The 20,366-nt window shown below is 37.8% G+C and carries 22 protein-coding genes; 10 read left to right on the top strand and 12 right to left on the bottom strand.

Going from position 1 to position 20,366, the window contains the following annotated elements; all coding sequences use genetic code 11:
• Positions 1–398: 398 nt before the first annotated feature.
• A protein-coding gene (locus tag MSBR3_RS19640) for an IS1 family transposase (RefSeq protein ID WP_155396818.1) occupies positions 399–1,491 on the bottom strand; the annotation gives its coding sequence in 2 pieces (ribosomal slippage) (positions 399–1,080 and positions 1,079–1,491; 1,095 coding nt in all).
• A gap of 492 nt (positions 1,492–1,983) precedes the next feature.
• Between MSBR3_RS19640 and MSBR3_RS17035 the strand changes: the two genes are divergently transcribed.
• Complete coding sequence (locus MSBR3_RS17035) at positions 1,984–2,685, top strand: winged helix-turn-helix transcriptional regulator (RefSeq protein WP_230627578.1); 702 nt, start codon at positions 1,984–1,986, stop codon at positions 2,683–2,685.
• A 75-nt stretch (positions 2,686–2,760) separates the two neighbouring features.
• Here the strand turns inward: MSBR3_RS17035 and MSBR3_RS20515 are convergent, their stop codons facing one another.
• From MSBR3_RS20515 to MSBR3_RS21225, 4 genes are all read right to left on the bottom strand, one after another.
• A complete protein-coding gene (locus tag MSBR3_RS20515; RefSeq protein ID WP_268989158.1) occupies positions 2,761–2,943 on the bottom strand; it encodes a M24 family metallopeptidase in 183 nt (60 codons plus the stop codon).
• A gap of 256 nt (positions 2,944–3,199) precedes the next feature.
• Positions 3,200–4,216, bottom strand: a complete 1,017-nt coding sequence (locus tag MSBR3_RS19085; protein ID WP_052723460.1) for a UPF0228 family protein — start codon at positions 4,214–4,216, stop codon at positions 3,200–3,202.
• Between the two features lie 28 nt (positions 4,217–4,244).
• Entirely contained in the window at positions 4,245–4,913 is a 669-nt protein-coding gene (locus tag MSBR3_RS21230) for a C39 family peptidase (protein WP_230627574.1), read from the bottom strand.
• Positions 4,914–4,930: 17 nt separating this feature from the next.
• A complete protein-coding gene (locus tag MSBR3_RS21225; protein ID WP_230627572.1) occupies positions 4,931–5,455 on the bottom strand; it encodes a hypothetical protein in 525 nt (174 codons plus the stop codon).
• Between the two features lie 436 nt (positions 5,456–5,891).
• Between MSBR3_RS21225 and MSBR3_RS17020 the strand changes: the two genes are divergently transcribed.
• Positions 5,892–6,686: a helix-turn-helix transcriptional regulator gene (locus MSBR3_RS17020; RefSeq protein WP_155396852.1), complete on the top strand. Its 795-nt coding sequence runs from the start codon at positions 5,892–5,894 to the stop codon at positions 6,684–6,686.
• A 317-nt stretch (positions 6,687–7,003) separates the two neighbouring features.
• On the opposite strand, the gene MSBR3_RS17015 is transcribed toward MSBR3_RS17020, so the two are convergent.
• Complete coding sequence (locus MSBR3_RS17015) at positions 7,004–8,197, bottom strand: M24 family metallopeptidase (RefSeq protein WP_048109380.1); 1,194 nt, start codon at positions 8,195–8,197, stop codon at positions 7,004–7,006.
• Positions 8,198–8,567: 370 nt separating this feature from the next.
• On the opposite strand from MSBR3_RS17015, the gene MSBR3_RS17010 reads away from it, so the two are divergent.
• From MSBR3_RS17010 to hdrB, 4 genes are all read left to right on the top strand, one after another.
• Complete coding sequence (locus MSBR3_RS17010; protein ID WP_048109379.1) at positions 8,568–9,107, top strand: DUF2284 domain-containing protein; 540 nt, start codon at positions 8,568–8,570, stop codon at positions 9,105–9,107.
• Positions 9,108–9,457: 350 nt separating this feature from the next.
• Complete coding sequence (gene npdG, locus MSBR3_RS17005) at positions 9,458–10,165, top strand: NADPH-dependent F420 reductase (RefSeq protein WP_052723459.1); 708 nt, start codon at positions 9,458–9,460, stop codon at positions 10,163–10,165.
• Positions 10,166–10,816: 651 nt separating this feature from the next.
• Positions 10,817–11,302: a CoB--CoM heterodisulfide reductase subunit C gene (gene hdrC, locus MSBR3_RS17000; RefSeq protein WP_048109376.1), complete on the top strand. Its 486-nt coding sequence runs from the start codon at positions 10,817–10,819 to the stop codon at positions 11,300–11,302.
• An 11-nt stretch (positions 11,303–11,313) separates the two neighbouring features.
• Positions 11,314–12,216 (top strand): CoB--CoM heterodisulfide reductase subunit B, encoded by a 903-nt coding sequence (hdrB, locus tag MSBR3_RS16995; RefSeq protein ID WP_048109375.1) that lies wholly within the window; start codon positions 11,314–11,316, stop codon positions 12,214–12,216.
• Between the two features lie 237 nt (positions 12,217–12,453).
• Here hdrB and MSBR3_RS16990 read toward each other — a convergent pair whose 3' ends face one another.
• Together MSBR3_RS16990 and MSBR3_RS16985 are read right to left on the bottom strand one after the other, a co-directional pair.
• Positions 12,454–12,903, bottom strand: coding sequence for a DUF1284 domain-containing protein (locus MSBR3_RS16990; protein ID WP_048109374.1), 450 nt, complete (start codon positions 12,901–12,903; stop codon positions 12,454–12,456).
• A 63-nt stretch (positions 12,904–12,966) separates the two neighbouring features.
• Positions 12,967–13,500 (bottom strand): DUF1847 domain-containing protein, encoded by a 534-nt coding sequence (locus tag MSBR3_RS16985; RefSeq protein WP_048109372.1) that lies wholly within the window; start codon positions 13,498–13,500, stop codon positions 12,967–12,969.
• 529 nt (positions 13,501–14,029) lie between these two features.
• Between MSBR3_RS16985 and MSBR3_RS16980 the strand changes: the two genes are divergently transcribed.
• The 4 genes from MSBR3_RS16980 to MSBR3_RS16965 all read left to right on the top strand — a co-directional run bounded on the left by MSBR3_RS16980 (position 14,030) and on the right by MSBR3_RS16965 (position 17,176).
• Positions 14,030–14,395 carry a DUF134 domain-containing protein gene (locus tag MSBR3_RS16980; RefSeq protein ID WP_048109371.1) on the top strand — a complete coding sequence of 122 codons (366 nt, stop codon included), beginning with the start codon at positions 14,030–14,032 and terminating at the stop codon, positions 14,393–14,395.
• Between the two features lie 25 nt (positions 14,396–14,420).
• Positions 14,421–15,272, top strand: a complete 852-nt coding sequence (locus tag MSBR3_RS16975; protein WP_048109369.1) for an Mrp/NBP35 family ATP-binding protein — start codon at positions 14,421–14,423, stop codon at positions 15,270–15,272.
• A 490-nt stretch (positions 15,273–15,762) separates the two neighbouring features.
• Positions 15,763–16,395, top strand: a complete 633-nt coding sequence (locus tag MSBR3_RS16970) for a thioredoxin family protein (protein WP_052723458.1) — start codon at positions 15,763–15,765, stop codon at positions 16,393–16,395.
• A gap of 130 nt (positions 16,396–16,525) precedes the next feature.
• On the top strand, positions 16,526–17,176 hold the full coding sequence (locus MSBR3_RS16965) for a cytochrome c biogenesis CcdA family protein (RefSeq protein WP_048109367.1): 651 nt from the start codon (positions 16,526–16,528) through the stop codon (positions 17,174–17,176).
• A 228-nt stretch (positions 17,177–17,404) separates the two neighbouring features.
• Here MSBR3_RS16965 and MSBR3_RS16960 read toward each other — a convergent pair whose 3' ends face one another.
• From MSBR3_RS16960 to MSBR3_RS16945, 4 genes are all read right to left on the bottom strand, one after another.
• A complete protein-coding gene (locus MSBR3_RS16960) occupies positions 17,405–18,022 on the bottom strand; it encodes a methyltransferase family protein (RefSeq protein ID WP_230627568.1) in 618 nt (205 codons plus the stop codon).
• Between the two features lie 414 nt (positions 18,023–18,436).
• Positions 18,437–19,186 (bottom strand): precorrin-8X methylmutase, encoded by a 750-nt coding sequence (locus MSBR3_RS16955; protein ID WP_048109365.1) that lies wholly within the window; start codon positions 19,184–19,186, stop codon positions 18,437–18,439.
• Positions 19,176–19,976, bottom strand: a complete 801-nt coding sequence (gene cobJ, locus MSBR3_RS16950) for a precorrin-3B C(17)-methyltransferase (RefSeq protein ID WP_048109363.1) — start codon at positions 19,974–19,976, stop codon at positions 19,176–19,178. The genes MSBR3_RS16955 and cobJ overlap by 11 nt, the downstream gene beginning before the upstream one ends.
• Positions 19,945–20,298, bottom strand: coding sequence for a cobalamin biosynthesis protein (locus MSBR3_RS16945; RefSeq protein WP_048109361.1), 354 nt, complete (start codon positions 20,296–20,298; stop codon positions 19,945–19,947). The genes cobJ and MSBR3_RS16945 overlap by 32 nt, the downstream gene beginning before the upstream one ends.
• Positions 20,299–20,366: the final 68 nt, after the last annotated feature.

The raw sequence follows: 20,366 nt of genomic DNA, 5'->3' as shown, positions 1-20,366 counted from the left end.
CTCCTAGTTGTTTTCCTAGGAGGCAGACCAAGTAAGCCTTAAGTACTCTTAAAGCTAACACCAATCATGCCTCCGGGCAATGTGGAGTTCGAATAAACCTTCCAGAGAGAATTTGAGCTCCACTGAACATCTTCTTAAATGTTCATATTTTTCTAGAAACTTACTCTTATAACTAATTTGTGACCAAATCATCCAACTGAAAGTATAATTAAATTTAAATTTGATTTTTTTAAGATTTATAGAATGATTTGCGAGATAATTGGACAATTTTACCATAAAATTTAAGTAAGCTCTTTTGATAAGTGTTAACAGGAGAGTCAAAAATGCCAAGAAAGATATTATTTATTATATTGGCAACCCTGCTTTTTTTATCTGCCACTACAGCGGGTGCTCCTTTATTAATTAGTTGATATTTTTGTCGACTTATAATTTAATAATTCTATGAGTGACCATTTTTTCTTAGTAATTCCAGACTCTTGTGCAGGCGTCTTTTTCTCAAAGACTCCATCTTCCTTTTCTTTTGTTAATCCCATATGATTCCTGCAAAAATTAAAATGAGTAATATAAAGCTTCATTTGGTTGAACAAGTATTTGGTTTTCTTGGAAAAGCCTATTGTTTTCCTTGAGATTCTATTGTTGTCTTGTCTGAAAGTTAGGTTTTGTCTTTCCAGTAAACTCGTTGATATTCTTTTTTGATCAATACTTTCACCGAAAACAACTTTCTTTTCAACTTTATGGAGCTTCTTCCCTTTCCTATTTTTGATAACTTGAGCATATTTCAGGTTTTTACTGGCTACTAATCTTGGTTTCTTTGGTCTTCCTCTCTTTCCTGTTCTAGGAAACTCCATCCATTCTCCGTATTTTTTCAAAAGAGCTTCAGAATAGAACTTTAATCCATCTGTAACGAAAATGGGTTTTGAATCTGAAAGACGTTTATCTGTACCCTCTATCAGTTCGTCTGCTACATACTGTTTTCTTGGTCCAATTTTAAAATCAATTATTAGCCTTGATTCAGGTGCAAAGCTTACCCACATCCATGCTCCATCATCTTCAACTTTGCTTCTTGGAGCAACTTTTTTTTATTATTACCCACAGCTCGTCCATCTCAACTCTAGAAACATTGATATCTTTCATCAAATCTTCATTTACATTATCACATTGTTTTGCTGCACGAGATAACCAATTACTGACTGTAACTGGTTGAATTTCCAGCACATCTGCAATACCTTCATTTGACATTCCTCTAATAGCCATTTTCAAAGCTAACTTAATGATGAATTCATCCTTACGAAGATTGTCAAAGAAAGTGTCTGTTCGATCGTTGAATACTCTGCCGCATTCGCGGCAGATGTATTTATGAACACTCCTGTTCTTGATTTGATATGTGCCGTTACCTACGATATTATTCTTTCCAGAAATACCATGAAATTTACAATCTTTGTTTGGACAGGAAACGCCAGTGAATTTTGGTTTTGGTCCTCTTTTACCCATTAAATATTATTATATTATATCTAATATATAAATATCAACTATATAATAATGGAGCACCCTACAGCGGCAGCAGCTGAAAATGTGGAAAAAGCAAAAATCTCAAGCAACTATATCATAGCATCTTTACATGATACTGAAATTGTATCGTTGACACAGATAGAGGTATTATGACAGTTTATGGTTTCTTCAGTCAGGGAGAGACAAATCTACATGGAAAAAATGCTAGCGGTGGTCTTACTCCTCTGGCTGTAGATCTTAATTGGGGAGAATCACAATACTAGTGGCTCAGTGCTAGGTTCTTACTATGATAAATGCTGATGAGCAGTTAACGGGAGAATTCACCTGAATATTCAAAATTCAAATGGAATTGAACCGGGAACTTGGAAGTATGAAATATATGGGTGACCAGGACAGAAGATTATACAATCTGAATTTACAAACGTAATTACTCAATTATGCGCTGCTATGTGGAAAATGAAATTACTTTTTATCTTGGTACTGAGTACCGCAGTAGGTACTACGAGTGCAGACACCGGAGGATATACCGTTGGTCCCTGCCCACCCGATGAAAAACTTGAAAAATTGGGCGATGCTGTTGACATGAGCGGGGCGGATAGGACTCTTACCTTCTGGGAATTTCCTTTGTCATTCAAGATAGCTTATATATTGGGATACCTGGTTGCTTTCGTTTCCTTCTTTAAATTAGTTCCTATAATTCTTGGTCAGATATGGAGCCTAAGTAAAAAGGTTACTCAAGTGAAAATTATTAATTATGTTCTGAGTAAGCCAGGGTGTACACCATCTGAAATATCAAGAAACCTGAAAATTAGCCTGGGGTCTATAAGATATCAAATTAAAACACTCAAAGCTGAAGGGGAATTGACCTTAACAAAGGAAGGAAAATTTACAAGAGTGTTTCAAAATTCCAATGCTTTCACAAAAAACGATAAAATAATAATAGCACATCTTAAAGGCAGTACAAGAAAACATATACTACTTAATATTCTGGAAAATCCTGAGATTACAAATCAGGAAATATCAGAAAAGTTGAACTTAGACAAAAGCACTACTCACTGGCATATACAAAAATTAAGGGAAGACAATGTTATTTTCTCTGAAGTAGAAGGCAAGTTTACAAAATATTTTGTGAATCCGGCTGTGGAGCTGGAATTGCTGAAATGGCTCAAAACATAACCTTCGAACAACTTTATCTCAATGTCAGTTTTCTATTAATCGATTAAACATTAGCTTTATACAAGACTTAATTATTCAAAACACAGGAATAAGTCCCGGATTATCTCCTGTAATACACTCTCCACCTTTAGCAGTTACTATGAAAGTATTTTCAATTTCTACCATTCCTATATTTTCAATTCCTTTTTTAGGTTCAAGAGCAAATACCATTCCTTCCTGGAGAGGTTCATTGTAATCCTTCTTATTTTTTACTTTGATGTTCTGTATTTTCCATTTATTTTATTGGAAAAAGAGAATATGACATTGTTTACAAGTTTCACTTTGAAAATTCACGTTATTAAACTTAATTTTCAAATCTAGAGTAATATATCGATAATCAGTTGATGTTTTAGAGTGTGTTATTTTAAAACCATGTTCGTTTGTTAAAAGTTTATTCCAGTGATATTAAAAAAATATGTCTTCTATATATCAAAATCAAAGCATTAGTTCACAACATTTTTTGGATAGGCTCTTATTAGGTACTGCCGGAAGATATTACAGTCAATACCTTCTCATTCTTTTTAAGCTCGTTTTCTATTCTTCTTTCATCGCTCTCCCAAATCCACTTCTTAGATCCATCTCCAAGAGTAATACAACAGAGGACAGAGTTTTTCACTTGAAGATTATTTTTTTTCAGTATTTCAAGGAAATTTTCATCCTGAATAGCTTGTTCAGTTACCGTAATTATATAACTATTTCCTTTTTTGATATCATGGTTAAAATATATAGGATCAGTCCAATTTTCATCTTTTCTCAATTGATCTCTTACATCCATTCTTTTATCTGCGTCTACCGTTAGGTAGTACCTTTCTGGCTGAAGGTCAGAATTATATTCTATGGCGTTCATAGCTGTGTTGTATTTTTCAAGAATGGCTTTAACTTCAGGCTCAGTGGTTCCATCTTCAAATTCAATCAATAAATGATATACTTTCGTATCTGGAGATGCGGTCAGCACCTTTTCATTCCTTTCAAGCTCATTTGCAATTTGGAATGCATCTTTCTCTGGAATGCTACCACTCTTAGATTCATCTTCTAAACCAATATAACAATAGACGGATTTTTTCATTGGAAGATTATTTTTTTCCAGTATTGCGAGAAAATTTTTATCCTGAATAGCTTGTTCCGTTACCGTTAATATATAATTACTTCCTTTTCTTACAGGGCCAGTCAAGTTTATATCATCTACCAATTCCTCTATCTCTATTGTTTTATCTCTATCTAATATCATGTAGTACCTACTTGGCGTAATATCAAAATTGTAATCTATGATGTTTATAGTCATGTTGTATTTTTCAAGAATGGCTTTAACTTCCGGCTCAGTAGTCCCCTCTTCAAATTCGATAAAAAAGCCAGCTACTTGTTTTTCTTGAACTGGCATTTTCGTATTAGCTGGTGCCTTTGTGTCAACTGCTGCACTTGTAAACAACCCCCAGAGTATTATAAGAGCTAGAACACCGCTAAAAACAGTAATTCTTTTGCTGATTTTACTCAAATTACCACCTTTTAAAAAATGAGGAGTTTTAACTCCTCACATATACACGGTAATCTTCTGAACCAAAACCTTCCATGAAAGAATAGCCATAATCTTCAGGCAATGGATCGTCAATTGCTAAATAATAATCTGGATAAGAACTTAAGTATCCACTACAAACTCTAGAGTGGCTGTCTTTTATACTTACAAATGGTCTATTATTATTAATTTCAGAAACCGCATTACTAAACGTAAAGGTTGTAACATAGACTGAATTAGGTTTATTTAATCCCGCAGTTGGTTTATAGTAATTTAACTGATTTTTATTATAAACGTTTCCGCCAATATCATAACCTGGGCCCATCTTTTGATATATGAAATTTTGGGTGTGAGTTACTCCATAGTATTTAGCAATCATTTGACCGCATGCTGGAGCACAGTAATGATCATTTTCTTGCCCATACAAAGTAGTATCAAGATACTTACTTGTGCTTGTTGCCACTGTTGTTAAGTCGTCACTAAGTTTCTTGATATCTCCCTCAGTGACCGAAGTATTAATATTAACTCCCTTTTTAATTGCTGCGCTTTCTATAAATTTGGTAAGTTCATCACTTTTTTTCCACTCTTTTAAATTTTCGTCTATTTCATTCTTCGACTTCTGTTCGTAGATTGAGCAAACTCCAGGTTTTGTTTCTGTTGTGGGTTCATCTGGTACCAAATCAAGAGTGTACGCATCTATAAATATTCTATATTCTTCTCTGTAGTCTTGTCCTTTACTACAGTCATTGCCCCTATTTTGGGATAGCTATATACAACCATCTTAGTTGATTCGATTTCTCCAGTTGAATAATCTTTTTTAGCAGTTTCTATTGACTTTTCCATAACTTCAGTAATGTTAAAGGGTATCGGGTTAAATTCGATGACCTGGATTGGCTGCCCCAGTGTTTTATTGGCACCGACGTCTATTTTACCTATTGTTTTATTATTATGTACTGAAAATTGATAATATAATTTTTGACCATTTATATCATAAAGCTCAAGTGGTTTGGGATCAATAGATGCCCCTTCCCAGCTTTCAAACTTTTGTGTATCGGTTGCTATAAACCTTATCATGCGCGTATTTGCATGCTTAAAAGCTTCCTCTGCAGTTACACTATAGTTGTTTTCTTCCTGTGCGTTAACAGTTGGTATTAACACCATACCAACCAGCAGTATTGCTAAAATTAGCATACCTATTCCTGAGTCATTTCTTGTTCTCATGCCTTTACCTCGTGTATTTTTACCCAGGAGGCAGGATAAGGCAAGCCTTAAGTACTCTTAAAGCTATCATTTTCTTGCCTCAGGGTATGTGAAGTTCAAATCTGCTCTGGAAGGTTTGTTTGAACTTCACATTCGAAAATTTCTTTTAACCCTCTTCTATATATTTATTACGATGATCAATGATTCATCAGTCTGATTAACATTCATTAAACTGATTCTCTTTTTCATCAAAATAGTGAAGTTTCAGAACTCTAACTGACGTATGAAATTCGACCTTACTTTTAGCAAATAATCTGAACATTCTTCTCTTTACTAAACAACAAAATTAGCAAAACGATACTGATATACGTGCCCCAACAAAAGAAAAGAATATATTACGACAAAACAATTTAATAAGAAAATGAGGAAAAAAAATCTGTAGATGTGGCGGCAGGAAATGAACGGCTTCGGAATTTATAGAGAAATGGGAGATGGTATTCAGGCAATATACAGGTCAAGACTTCTAACAGAGATACTTCTGTCATTAAATGAAGGCAGCAGAAAGCTTTCTCAGCTGCGTGAAATTACCGGAAGCACTTCTAAGGTTATAATTCCAAAGCTCAGGAAACTCGAAGCAGATCATCTAATAGAGATGAAAGGACGTGAGTATTTCCTGACGCCAGCAGGAAAAATTGTAGCTTTAGGAGTAGCTGACTCTTTTATAACATTTTGGACAATTAATAAATTTAAGCATTTCTGGTTGAGACATTACCTTGAAGGAATTCCCGATCCTCTGTTAAAAGAAATCGGATGTCTTTACGAGTCTGAAATCCTTAAGGATAAAGGTATGAAAGTCCTTAATGTCTACAACAATCAGTTAAAAATAATTAAAGAAGCAGATCATATATATGGTATATCGTCCGTAGTAACCGGAGGATATGCTGATTCAATCTCTGAAAGAGTGAAAGAAGGAATCCCTGTTGAGCTTATAGTTTCTCTTCATGTTGCAGAAGAGTTGAAGCAATCACCTTACTTGGAAAAAATAGAAGCACTGAAAGATTATGAAAATTTCAAATTAATGGTCATGGGTCAAGATATCAAAGTGGGGCTCATTGTTACGAATAAACGCCTTTCACTGAGCCTGTACAAAAAAGGAAACGTTGAATACGATATCAGTACAGGATTATTCAGTTCCGACTCGAAGGCCATTGAATGGGGGGAGAGGTTTTTTGATATTGTAAAGGGTAGGTAGAGTTCACAATAATGAAATTTTATTTTACAGTTATCGATCAAATCAAGAAAAATGGACATATCAGCCTTGTTTAGCCAGTTCCCTAGGTAATTGTCCAACGAACTGTTGGACTATTGCCTCTTCGGGATAAGCTTCCGCAAGCGCCGCCAGGCAAGCTGGTGGGTGGCACTTTCTAACTTATGGATTGAAAAATGTTTCTAGGTTAAGGAAAGTATTTATCGGAAAGGAAAAATGCCGTCTTCAGGCGTTTGAAAATATCATCACCTGTTAGTAAAGAACCTTCTAGATGCTTGATTCCCTGGATTCTTGATTCGCAATTAAAATATTTGAATCAATCCCGGATTATTTCCTGTAATACACTCTCCACCTTTAGCAGTTACTATGAAAGTATTTTCAATTCCTACCATTCCTATATTTTCAATTCCTTTTTTAGGTTCGAGAGCAAACACCATTCCTTCCTGGAGTGGCTCATCAAATCCTTCAGCAATCACAGGGGTTTCGTCGATTAGTAATCCAACCGCATGGCCTATGAATTTAACTTTACGGTTGCCAAAACCCATGAAGTTCTGCAGGAATTCCGAATCTAGATTATTTATTATGGTTGTGTAGATTTCCGAGGGTATAGCACCTGGTTTTAACATTGAAGCAGCTTCATTCTGTATTTCCACACATTTATTATGGGCATCTATGGCGTATTGTGGAAGCGAAGAGCCAAACATGTATGTGGTAGTTTTATCCGTGTTATAGCCTTCAACCCCGCATCCGATATCAATGAATACAAGATCTCCTTTTTTCAGTTTTCTGTCACGGCTTCCGATAAGGGGAACTGCAGGGCTCATCCCGTAAATTCCGCCAGGCCCGTTAAAGTAAGAAGGATAAATCGAGCTTTCACCGAAGCAGACATTTCCCAGGACCATCTCGGTATCAAACATTCCAAAACGGCACAATCCATGATGTCCTTCTTCAACCATAACTGAATATAGTTCGGTTGACAGGTCTACTTCACTCATTCCTTCGTGCAGCATTTCAGGTACAAGATCTTCAAGTACATGCTGATGAATCCTGCCAGCTTCTCTTGTTAGCGAGAGTTCGTATTCACTTTTTACTGCTCTGACAGCGCAAATTTGAGAGTCCGCAGATTTGACATTCTTAAAAGGGAAATACTTTTGGAACCTCTGGTACAAAGCTAGAGGAATAACTTCGGTTTCAAGGTATACCGTGCTCGGAAGCTCACTTATGCTCTTTGCAGCATCACGAAAACTGTTCATAGGCTCGATATTAGGAAATAAAGATTCGTCCAGGGCTCTTTCGTAGCTGCGGCGTACCCAGAAAGTTGCTTCTCCGTTCTTAGGGATAATTAACATTCCATCCTGCATCGTACCTGTAAAATAATAGAGGTTTATTTTACTGAAAATAACAGCTATTTCCCATTGAGGATTTGAGATATCCATCCGTTTTCTAAAATTTCTCATCCGGTTTTTTAGTTCGGTTAAAGGTACTTTTTTAATCATGTAAATTCCTTTACTAATTATCTGTTATCAATTAAGAGATATCACTTACATAGTAAATAGGCAAGAATTTCTTAGACAAGAATTTATGAGCAAATATAGATAGTAAATATATGTAATAATTTTTGTTTTTCATAACACTATAATTTTTCAGTGATTTTTAAAAATATACCTTTTGCAGTGATTTCTTCAAAGGTAAAAAGTAACTTTAAGACCAGTTAACCTTAGGGCCAGTTAATTTCAGGGCTAGTAAGATCTTAGTTCGTTTCTCAAAATAAAAAGAATAACTAGAATGAAAACAAATTAAAAAGAAATAAAAAGTAAAAAGAAATGAAATGTAAAAACAAAAAGAGTTTTTTGAAAAGGGGTTATCATGTTAGGAAAATTTGAAGATCTTTTTAAAAAAGCATCAGAGGTCGGGCTCAAGGCTTACTTTGTGGATGCAGATGACATTCCGATTGAGAACAGGATTGCTCTGAAATGTGCTTATGGCTGTAGAGGTTACGGAAAGAGATTGAGCTGTCCACCTAATGTTATATCGGTGGAGGAGTTTAGAAAAATCATAGGAGAATACAATAGTGCACTTCTACTTGTCGATGAGTGTGATACTTCACTGGTATCGGACATCCTTGAAGCCTGGGGAGAAATTCGTAAAGATTCTTTCCATAAAATGTTAGAGCTCGAACATGAAGCTTTCAGGGAAGGTTTTACTTTTGCTCATCTCCTTAGACCCGGCTCATGCAACGAGTGCGATGTCTGTAACCTTAAAGAATGCATAAAGCCTGAATTGAGGCGCTTTGCACCTGAGGCTGTAGGAGTAAACCTTCAGAAGGCAATGGAAAAGGCAGGACTTATACTTGAGTTTTGCAAACCTGAGAAAACAGTGTGTGTAGGAATTTTGCTGCTTGAGTAAAAATTCAAGCAAAATGAATTACGCATATTTCAAAACCTTTTAAATTTCCATCTAAAATATCGAAAAATTAAAAGAAATACTAAATGAAAAAAGCGAAATTAATAAAAGAGTTTAGCTTCATAGTCCAGGAGAAACATCCTGATTAATAAAAATAATTTAAAAGTTTGAGTTGCCATACACAACGTTCTAATTTAATTAGTGATTATTCTAATTTAATTAGTGATTATTCTAATTAAATTAGCGATTATTCTAATCTCATTAACGATCGCAATTTAGTTAACAAAGATATAAAGTATACTACTTTCTAACATACTTTATGAAATCTATAGCAAACTGGAGGTTTTTTCAAATTGAGTTCTAAAATGTTAAAAATAGCTGTCTTAGGAGGAACTGGCAATATAGGAGAAGGTATGGTGCTCAGGCTGGCCCTTCAAAATCTTATGGCTGAAGGTGTAAAGAACGAGATCATTATAGGGTCCAGATCCAAGGAAGCTGCCGATGAAGCTGCAAAACAAGACTTATCAGAGCTTGAAAATTGTGGGTTCGATACTTCAAGAATAAACATTACAGGAAACACTAATTTTGAAGCTGCGAAGGCAGCCGAAATAATAATTCTTTCTCTTCGTTTTGACCATGTTATACCATTGCTGCATGAGATTCGTGAAGTTATTGAAAACAAGATTATTATTACTCCTGTAGTCCCGATGGTAAAGGAAGGAGACTTATTTGTATATAAACCTCCAGAAGAAGGTTCAGCCGCTCTTGCAATTCAGAAAAATGTCCCGGCTTCTACAAAAGTTGTTGCAGCTTTTCACAATATCCCTGCAAGAAAATTGAAAGATATTGCCAAATGCAAGGCTGTGCATCATGCACTGGTATGCGGTGATGATGCAGAAGCAAAGAAGCTTGTCATTAAGCTTACAGAGAATATGGGATGCCTGAGACCCCTGGACGGAGGTCCTATTAAGCAGGCAAACACTATGGAATCGCTTACGCCACTACTGATCAACCTTGCAAAACTCAACGGACTAAAAGATCTAGGAATAAACTTTTCTTGATAATATCTTCTGGAACCACGAGAGGTATGCAGGAAAAAATCAGAAATGAAAGATATTGAATCTGGAGAGACAAGTATTCTTCCGGAATCTCAATTTTATATAATCGTATAAATAATATATCTGAAGGCACAGGTTTTAGGAATATATGAAACAAGAACCTGTGCCTTCAGATATATAAACAAACTCAGTAACAGATGATTGATAAAAATTCATTAATGAATGACCGGCAAGAACTAATTATTACGAATGACTGGCAAAAACTAACCACTAATGGATGGTTAATAAAAAGAAATTCTAAAATCTGTGACTGTTAATCTTGAACTAAATTCTTCACTCCTTTTATTGAACCGGACAAATTTAGCTTATGTTAAATATTATGAGGTTAATAATTAAAATGAGTAAAATCTGCAAGAAATGAATTCATCATGAGATAAATCTGTAAAAATGAATTCAACATGAGAAAAATTTGTAAGAAAAGAACTTATCAGTGAAGAATCTGAAAGCACTTACAATGAATTTTTCAGGAAAAACCTGTTTATTGTAAAGTTCTAAAAACCAATTTCAGTTGCGGAATTTTCTCTTTATCTAATTATCTTGCTTATCTTTCTTTTTTAAAAAAGACGAACCGAATAAATCAGACAGTGAACCTGTATGAGTGAAGAATTATCAAAAGTGTTAAAGGATGCAGGTCTTGACTTACTTTCCTGCATGCAGTGTGGCACATGCACAGGGAGTTGTCCTTCAGGGCGGCATACCGGGCTTAATACAAGAAGAATTCTTCGGGACGCACGCAAGAACAGAGTATCAGTCCTTTCTGATGATGCGCTCTGGCTCTGTACTACCTGTTATACCTGTCAGGAACGCTGCCCGCGCGATATACCAATTACTGACGCTCTCCTTGAGTTAAGGAGACTTGCAGTAAAAAAGGGTTTCATGCTTCCGGAACATAGGAAGATCTCGGAAATGGTAATGGAGTGCGGACATGCAGTCCCTCTGGACGAAGAAACAAAGCAAAAGAGGGAAGAACTTGGGCTTGATCCCATACCTGTGACTGTCCAGAAGTATCCTGAAGCTCTTCAAGAGGTAAGGAACCTTCTTAAAGCATGTAAATTTAACGAGCTGGTGGCTGAAAAATAAGGAGGCAGAACATGGAAAAACTATCGCTGTTCCTTGGATGCATCGTACCCAATCGTTATCCCGGCATTGAGAAAGCAACTAAACTCTGCCTGCAGAAACTTGATATAGACGTATCCGACCTGCCAGGAGCTTCCTGCTGTCCTGCACCAGGAGTTTTCAAATCCTTTGATAAAGCAACCTGGCTTGCCCTTGCCAGCCGGAACATAGTTCTCTCTGAAAAAATGGGCAGGGACTTACTTACAGTCTGCAATGGTTGCTACGGCTCACTGGCAGATGCTAATCTGGAGCTTAAAAAGGACCCTGAATTAAAGGCATGCACGAATAATTGCCTTAAAGAAATCGGCATGGAATTCAGAGGCACTGCCGAAGTTAGGCACATAATCGAATATCTATATAAAGAGTTTGGGCCTGAAAAGCTCAAGGATCATATCACAACCCAGCTTGACCTTAAAGTGGCACTTCACTACGGATGTCACCTTATCAAGCCTTCAAAGGACCGAAATCTCGGAGAAACAGAGGCTCCGGTTTTCTTTGATGAACTTGTCGAAGCTACGGGTGCAAAAAGCGTAGATTATACTGACAAAATGATGTGCTGTGGAGCCGGAGGAGGAGTCCGTTCAGGGCATGCTGCCGAGTCCCTTGAAATGCTTGAGCACAAACTAGCCTGTATTCGGCAAGCAGGAGTGGATTGTATCGTTAATGCATGTCCTTTCTGCCACCTGCAATTTGACAGGGGACAACTTGCAGTCAACGAAAAATTCGGAACGGATTACTCGATCCCTGTCCTTCACTATTCTCAGCTACTGGGTCTTGCTCTCGGCTTTTCTCCATATGAATTGGGAATAGAACAGAATGCAGTTCAGAATATTGAGTTTCTCGCAAAAATCTATGAGATCAGTGCAGGTTTAAAATAAAAGTCAGGAAAAATCACTCAAGAAAAAATTTCAGTTAAAAGTTGAAGAAAGCAAATGAGAAAGAGAATATTTTCTTTTTTATTGAATTTAATTATTTTTTATTTATAATTTCATCTTCCATGCTTTATTTATCGCAATTTGTTCTTTCATAATTTCTCTTCTATTTTCTCTTCTCTTCTATTTTCTCTTCTATAATTTTTTCCATAATTGTTTTTTCATAATTTTTCTTTCATGGTTTTATTCTTCATCCTGCATGTACCAGAGACACTTCTGTCTCCATTTGCAGGTCCCGCAGACGTCATTAATGTCGGATGGATTGACCAGTTGTGAATTAACTAAACTGAAGGCTTCATCTGCCTCCATGACAGTTCCTTCTTTTATCTTTAATTTCTCCATAACAACAAGATCCATGCTTTTTATTCTGCGAGAACTAGTTGATTCTTGAGCAGTGCATTCCCTTTTGCCTGGGCAGGACGCACAGATTACATCACATTCAGATACCAGTTCCAGAGATCTTGAAGGAAAAGCCTTAATATCTGAAATTACGGCCCTCATATTAGCCACGAAAACCGGGCTGTATCCGTATCCCTGAAAACCCTGGATGCAACACAGGTGATGAGCTCTGATCTTCAGGCATTTAGATCTGGTTTCAGAATCCGATCCAGATGTGTTCGATTTTTTGAGCATATCTTTCTCCAGGACTTCAACTCACAAAATTAAGGATAAGTTTCAAAAGTTAACTTCAGGAATTTATTCTATAACGTCAATTTTCGGATCAGCTAACTGGGGTAGCTCTTCAATAGGCAGCGTTATTGCAGGAGCTTCGGAGTATTTTGCAAAAAGGATATCATAGCCTGTTTTAAGCCCCAACATGATATTGAGATCCGTAAGATCATCATTCAGTAGCTGCGCCTGACCGATAGGATTACAGACCGCTTCAAACTCCTGGCCCTCGGATTTTTTAATTCCGAGACTAGCTTTTTCGAAGCTGCAGACTTTGCAGCAAACCGAAAACACCTCAAAATATCTTGAAAGAATCTCATAAACTAGCTTTGCTTCTCGTTCATATTCAATACAAAAAGCAATTCCTATTTTTGTATACCCAAGCCTTTTTGCATAAATAGCTATCTCTTCAAGTTTCGTCCTTTTCATGCCATCGGATTCAAGCCAGGCAGAAATCTGAATTGATTTAAGATTGTCGCCTGTATATTCAAGCCCATATCTAATGACTGAACAATTTTTACCTTTCACGCATTCCTTAATCCGACATAACGCGCACTGCACACTTTTTTCTCCCGGGGATTTTTAACATAGATGGGGAATTATAACCACAGATAAGCTGTGAAGGTATAAATATTTCTACGAGGGGTATCGAAATAGATATCTGGATCTCAGTAAAAAATCGAGTTAGATAAAAAAAGTCAAAAAAGAAAAAATAATACTAAAACTATAATAAGACATTCTTCCTAATGATAAGGTTCATACTCTTATCTATATGGTCTTCGCAGAAATTTTCTGTTGTCTTTCCTTTAAGGATCTACACTAAAAGAAGTTAAGTTTTCCAGACTCCCTTAACGCCTACAAAGTCCCTGACTCCTCAGGAATTAAGCATGTTAAGGGTTTTATCGCTTCCTTTAGGTGTGCAATTTTATAACTACTTCCTCTAATCTTGTAGCAGGCAACTGTGATTTTATCCATAACGGTAATTTTACCCATAACTATAATTTTACTCATTTGTACATAAATATATATATTTTTCTGTTGAAGAGTAGAAATTGTTATATATTTATTCCGCAATGTGCATAAGTAACCTATGAAAAAATGCAGAGGACGACCAAAGTGTCCAAGGCGTGTTGAGCAAACGCCTGACATTACATATTTCAAGCCTAGAGGAGTCCCGCTGGCGGACCTTGAGGTTGTATCTATCACGGTAGAAGAGCTTGAGGCCCTGAGACTTGTAGATGTTGAAGGTCTGAGGCAGGAAGATGCAGCCATTAGAGTAGGAATCTCAAGGAGAGCTTTCTGGGAAGATCTAAAAGCTGCTAGAATGAAAATTGCTCTCGCCCTTAGCACAGGAAAAGCAATAGAGATAAAGGGCGGTAACTATATCAGCGCTGATAGCACTGACAATAGTGAAGATGCTGACAACATAAAAGAGAAATCCGAAAATTGGGAATAATACGGAATTTATACAGGCGATAAAAATGACAGATAAGGTTCAACCACTTGAGAGCTTGTCAGAAAAGCCAGAAGAGCCTAAAATAGTAGTCAACCTCAGACGCATTAAGCGTAAGATCATGGTTATGAGTGGGAAGGGAGGAGTAGGGAAAAGTACAGTTGCAGCAAATTTGGCTGCCGGGCTTGCCCTGCGAGGACACAAAGTTGGGCTTCTGGACTGCGATATTCACGGCCCGACAATTCCTACACTTTTTGGGTTAGAGTCTCAAAGACCCGAGGTTAATGAAGAAGGGATTATTCCAATCTCGGTACTTCCCAACCTTTCTATGATGTCTGTCGGTTTTCTGCTCGGAGACAAGGATTCTCCTATTATCTGGAGGGGACCTGCCAAAATGGGAGCAATTAAACAATTCCTGGAAGACGTTAGTTGGGGAGCACTCGATTTCCTGATTATAGATTTGCCTCCTGGCACAGGAGACGAACCTTTGAGTGTGGCCCAGCTTATCCCCAACTGCGACGGTTCGGTTCTTGTTACAACTCCTCAGGACGTAGCCCTTATCAGTGTTCGAAAATCAATCAGATTCTCTGAAAAGCTTAACGTGCCTATCATAGGGCTTGTTGACAATATGCACGGGCTTATTTGTCCCCACTGCGGCAAGCCGATAGAGGTGTTCGGAACCGGAGGCGTGGAAAAAGCTTCAGAAGACTTCAATATTCCTATTCTTGCCAGACTTCCTATTGAGCCAAAGGTTGCAGAAATGGAAGATAAAGGCACTATTGTCCAGGGGCTGCTTGAGCACAGTACGGAATGGCAGAAGAACTTTGAAGCTATTATAACTGCAGTAGAACAAACTCTGGGAGAGGATAAGGCAAAATAAAAAGGAAATATTGGTACGTTTTCTGGTTATGTAACCTCTTACAACCGGTTAGCCTATCAACCGGCTAACCTTTCTTTACCAAACCAAACGTTAAACCTGACATTTTTTGGAGGAATCCTCTCTCTTTAATCCGCTAACTTTTGTTCAATCGGTTCATTCGGTAATTATAATTAGACTTTTTAAATATCTCTTCTACCCTTTACAAGTTTAATGTTATTTCCTATATTTACTTTTAATATATAATTTTGAATTTTTTATATTTCTCCAGTAAACCAAAAGTCTCTTAAACTAGGTATATATTTTCTTTTCCTTAGAATTAGTTATTTGAAGTTTGTCGATAATTCTATTTCATAATTCTAATTTCACAACCAGTAGAAATTAAGGCTATTTTAAAATAAGGTTATCTTTGGAAAGAGAAAATTATTACCATATAACATAATTGCTATATAATATGTAAAATACTATAAAATAAAAAATTAACGTTGAGAACATGAAGAAATTAATTATATTATTGATAATGCTTGCAGCTGTAATCTTTGCCGCGGGCTGTACTGATGAAAGCCAGAAAAACAATTCCACAGATGCACAGGCAGTTCAGGAGAGTAATGACATTGTCAAAACAAACGGGTCTGAAACAGTCTCTCAGGAAACCCAGGCAGTTCAGGGGAGTAATGACATTGCCGAAACAAACAAATCCGGACAGAACAAAACTTCTCAGGAAACTCAGGAAGGAAGTAGTGTTCTTACAGTGACTTCTCTTGAACAGATAAATACATCCCTCAAGCAGGGACCGGTTCTTGTGAAAATAGGATCCAAACACTGCGGTCCATGCCAGGCTATGAGACCCATGCTTAAGGAACTGGCAACAGAATACAGTGGGAAAGCTACTATTACGTCTATAGATATAACTGAGAGCCCTGATCTTGAAGCTTACTTTGAAATCGGATATGTCCCTGACACTTCTTTGATCGTGGGTATTGAAGACGGGGATTATGTGTATATGCAAGAGAATGGAACAGTCACTAAGGATAGATTCCAGGCTAGAATTCAAGGACAAATGGAAAAAAAGGTTTATGAGGATCGTATAAATCTTGCCCTTCTCCAAGAAGGGAAAAGTATATAATAATAAAAATATAATTACTGATCAGAATTATTTTCTGAACTGATTAATTTCGAAGTTCAAGCTTATGGTAAACCCGGAGTTCCGGGGAAAAACACTATAGTAAACAAACCCTAAAAAAGAAATTGGAACTATGTATTCTGAAGTTATTTCCCCTGTGGTTGCATTTGGAGCAGGAATTGCCAGTGTCCTGTCCCCTTGCATCCTTCCTCTTCTGCCTGCTGTCCTGGCAACATCTGCAGGAAAAAACAAATTGAGGCCTCTAGCAATAGTGCTTGGAGTCTCAATATCCTTCACTATAATGGGAGTGGCAACCTCTGCCTTTGGGTCAGTGTTTTATGCGTATACGGATCAACTTAAGATTCTAGCAGAAGTCTTGATTCTCATACTTGGCTTTGCTCTACTCTTTGATATAAGCCTATTCAATTCATTTTCAAAATTTCCCCTTCTTGGAAAAATGAATGATGAAGGAACTTTTTCAGGCCTCTTGCTTGGTCTTTCCCTAGGTGTTCTTTGGATCCCTTGCGTCGGACCAATTTTAGGCTCTATACTGACCATGGTAGCTGTAGAGGGAAACACTGCTACTGGAGCGTTTACTCTTTTAATCTATTCGCTTGGGTTTGCGGTTCCAATGCTTCTGCTTGCCTACTCAGCCCACTTTTCCGCCTCTAAGATCCGGCTTATTTCAAAGTGGGATGCAGTTTTCAAAAAAGTAGTGGGAATAGTATTGGTACTTGTCGGGCTCTGGATGATCTACCAAAACCATTATCAGTGGTTCATGTAAATCACCACCCTCTAAACTTTCTCTCCTAAAACCTCAAGTTTTGAGGGAGAAGTTCTATTCGAGTGTATACCATTTGAGAATACATCATTTGAGAATTTGATTCTAAGACTGGGGATAGATGCTGGCATATTCCAGCCCATGCCCCTTAAAATTGTAGATTTTTCATTCGAACTCAGATGATGTAAGGGATAAATTTGGACTTAGATGATGTAGGGGATAAATTCGGGCTTAGATGATGTAAGGGATAAACATTTTTGTTTTCTTTTTATATTCAAGATATTCACTACCGAACTCTTTCTCTATGTCCAGTTCTTCTTTTTTGGCAAGCTTATAATAAAGGACAAGAAGCAACGAATAAAGGATTATAAGAGGCAGAGTAGCCCATTCCAACATCATTCCCAGGGTTATCATGAAAAAGCCAGTGTATTGAGGATGGCGAATATACCTGTAGATACCAGTTGTAACAAGTTTTCCTTTTCCTTCCTCCTTACTCCAGTAGTTCTTATGAATCTGATTCCAGCCTGACACTACCAGTGCAGCTCCGGTCAGGGATATGAGGATTCCTAGGTACATTCCCCAAAAGCCGATATACTGCACAAGTGTATGACCCCATAAAACACCTTCTGGAAGCGTAACGCCGAAGAGCCATCCTATCGCAAACATGCTGAAAGGCACACCGAACATCTCAAGTGCAAATGCAACAATAAATGCTGTATATACTCCCGCAGGCTTTATCTGGCTCTTTTTATAAAACGGTACAAATAGCAGGAACACCCCGTAAATGATGATCCACAGGCCGACGACCCACCACATCCCAAAATGGGACCAAACATTTTCCGTTACCATTTTTTCACCTCTACTCATTTTAAAAGGACTATACTAGAATTCTTAAAATGAAATCTACAGGTCAAACTTATCCTTTTTAACCATGTACTTCCTGAGATAACTTAATTCAGTTGTATTGAGAATTTCTGGATCAACAGAAGCTAAAATAGTTAATTTGCATCTGGATAAGAGATTTATCTGGATTGCACCATTAATATAATTGCACTATCCCTCTTCCCTTTTATCAACTTTAGATATACTACTTACTTTTTTGTAGTTCTATTCAACATAGGAACACAAGTAGATGACACTATCTTATTTTGCTTACAAGTGAGAGATCCGAAAACAAAAGCGCTGGGAAATAAAGCAGTTAACTGAAAAGAGCATCGAAAACAAGAGTTAGATGAGAGTGAAAATGAAAAATAAGAGAAAGTATTATCCTTGACTTTCTTCTGAGTCTTCACTTTCTCTTGCGATTGCAACAAGTTCATTTACGCATGCAACCGCCATAGGAGTTCCTCCTCTTGTCCCGACACAGCTAATCGAGGGTACAGGTATTTTCAGATTTCTGACAATTTCCTTAGATTCGGCTGCGTTTACGAAACCTACAGGAAGCCCGATAACAAGGGCTGGTCTCACACCCTTTTCTATAAGTTTGCAGACCATAATAAGGGCAGAAGGTGCATTTCCGATTGCAATAATACTCCCATTGAGTCGCTCCCGGGCAGCGAGGAAGCCTGCTGATGTGCGCGTAATTCCGTATCTGTTAGCAATTTCAGCATTCGGGTCTTCATCAAGCACGCAAATAATTTCGGATTTATGCCCTGCCTTTGTAACTCCGGCTTTTACCATATTGATATCTACGAAAATCGGGGCGCCTTTTTTAATAGCTTCCACACCTGCAGGAATGGGGTCATGCATGAAACGCATGATATCTGCTACAGAAAGATCTCCGGTAGCAATAACACAGCGCTGGCGGAAGCGGTCTTCAGGAGTTTTGTTGCCAATGAGTTCCTGGATCATTGTCCGGCTTTTCATATAGATGGCTTTTGCTTCTTCGGTTCTTGCCCCTGAGTCTTTACAAATGCTTACAAGTTCAGTATCCACATCAACTGTAAGTTCGGTAAGTTCTTCCAGATTGTCGAGGTTCCCGACCTGTTCGTTATTACTCTCTTCAGTAGTCATACTTTTTGTGATACCCCCTGGGGGTGATTATGAAATCCTTCTTTTGAGAGCTCCAGATTCTGGAATCTCCGTTTCCAATGAGAATCGTAGTGCTCATGTCTACCCAATCTTCGTACTCCATAACTTTTCCAAGAGTGGTTACTGCTCTGTCTTCACCATCTCCCCTCAGAGCATTTTTCACAAGTCCCACAGGCACGGAATCGGCCTTGTACTGGCGGATAATTTCTATAGCTCTTGAAAAGTTGGATTGTCTCTTGCGGCTTTTCGGGTTATAGAGAGCCATTACAAAATCGGCTTCTGCAGCAAGATTAAGCCGTTTTTCAATCACATTCCAGGGAGTCAGGAGGTCACTGAGGCTGATAACTGCAAAATCTGTTACAACAGGTGCACCCAATATACTTGCCCCGGCTAAAATTGCTGTGACTCCCGGAAGAATCTCTATATCTACCTCAAGTCCTTGATGTTCAGCAACCTCAAGTACGATGCCTGCCATGCCGTATACGTTGGTATCACCGCCGCTTACCATTGCAACATTTGCAACTCTTGCAAGCTCTACCGCTTTTCTCGCCCTGTCTACTTCTTTACCCATATAGCTGCGGATTACTTCCTGGGTTCCAAGGAGGCTTGCTATCTGGTCCAGGTAAGTACTGTTTCCGAGTACATAGTCGGCATTAAGGATTATATCTCTAGCTCTGATCGTCATCTGTTCTACAGATCCTGGACCGATCCCTACGATGTAAAGTTTTCCTCTGGTTGCCTTATCTTGCGATTGCGATTGTGACTCTTCCATAGATTTTCTTCCTGCAAATCAATTGTTTTTCTTCAGAAAGGGCCAGAGCTGCAGGTTCTGCAACTCCTTTTAGTCCAAAACGGGAAGCCTTGGAGGCTGAAGGAGGATTGTAGCTGTTTAACGTCTCATCCGGCAAAAAATCTACCGGAATACCGAGTATTTTTCCCGCTTCCAGAAGCCCTTGTTCGTTTTCCTTAAGTTTCGCAGAAGCTAAAGCCGTAATTTCTTCCAGGCTCAGACCGGATTCATCGAGAGCCTGTTTTATGGCTTCAATAACCTCTTCTTTCGTAATACCCCTGCGAGTTCCGATTCCTATGATCATCCATTATCGTCTCTGATTCTTAAAGAATTACTGACAAGGTTAATTCGCATAGTTCAAATCGTTTAATT

It is taken from the genome of Methanosarcina barkeri 3, assembly GCF_000970305.1.
GTDB lineage: Archaea > Halobacteriota > Methanosarcinia > Methanosarcinales > Methanosarcinaceae > Methanosarcina > Methanosarcina barkeri_A.
The sequence above is the reverse complement of the archived record's forward strand: the minus strand, read 5'-3'. Positions and strand labels throughout refer to the sequence as shown.

What these genes read in the sequence shown, in the direction of transcription:
- MSBR3_RS17010 (WP_048109379.1), top strand. Translation starts at nt 8,568, where the DNA reads ATGTTAGGAAAATTTGAAGATCTTTTTAAAAAAGCATCAGAGGTCGGG.
- MSBR3_RS16990 (WP_048109374.1), bottom strand. Translation starts at nt 12,903, where the DNA reads ATGCTCAAAAAATCGAACACATCTGGATCGGATTCTGAAACCAGATCT.
- MSBR3_RS16970 (WP_052723458.1), top strand. Translation starts at nt 15,763, where the DNA reads ATGAAGAAATTAATTATATTATTGATAATGCTTGCAGCTGTAATCTTT.
- MSBR3_RS16960 (WP_230627568.1), bottom strand. Translation starts at nt 18,022, where the DNA reads ATGGTAACGGAAAATGTTTGGTCCCATTTTGGGATGTGGTGGGTCGTC.
- cobJ (WP_048109363.1), bottom strand. Translation starts at nt 19,976, where the DNA reads ATGGAAGAGTCACAATCGCAATCGCAAGATAAGGCAACCAGAGGAAAA.
- hdrC (WP_048109376.1), top strand. Translation starts at nt 10,817, where the DNA reads ATGAGTGAAGAATTATCAAAAGTGTTAAAGGATGCAGGTCTTGACTTA.
- MSBR3_RS21225 (WP_230627572.1), bottom strand. Translation starts at nt 5,455, where the DNA reads ATGAGAACAAGAAATGACTCAGGAATAGGTATGCTAATTTTAGCAATA.
- MSBR3_RS16945 (WP_048109361.1), bottom strand. Translation starts at nt 20,298, where the DNA reads ATGATCATAGGAATCGGAACTCGCAGGGGTATTACGAAAGAAGAGGTT.
- MSBR3_RS17015 (WP_048109380.1), bottom strand. Translation starts at nt 8,197, where the DNA reads ATGATTAAAAAAGTACCTTTAACCGAACTAAAAAACCGGATGAGAAAT.
- MSBR3_RS16980 (WP_048109371.1), top strand. Translation starts at nt 14,030, where the DNA reads ATGAAAAAATGCAGAGGACGACCAAAGTGTCCAAGGCGTGTTGAGCAA.
- MSBR3_RS16955 (WP_048109365.1), bottom strand. Translation starts at nt 19,186, where the DNA reads ATGACTACTGAAGAGAGTAATAACGAACAGGTCGGGAACCTCGACAAT.
- hdrB (WP_048109375.1), top strand. Translation starts at nt 11,314, where the DNA reads ATGGAAAAACTATCGCTGTTCCTTGGATGCATCGTACCCAATCGTTAT.
- MSBR3_RS16975 (WP_048109369.1), top strand. Translation starts at nt 14,421, where the DNA reads ATGACAGATAAGGTTCAACCACTTGAGAGCTTGTCAGAAAAGCCAGAA.
- MSBR3_RS17020 (WP_155396852.1), top strand. Translation starts at nt 5,892, where the DNA reads ATGAACGGCTTCGGAATTTATAGAGAAATGGGAGATGGTATTCAGGCA.
- MSBR3_RS16965 (WP_048109367.1), top strand. Translation starts at nt 16,526, where the DNA reads ATGTATTCTGAAGTTATTTCCCCTGTGGTTGCATTTGGAGCAGGAATT.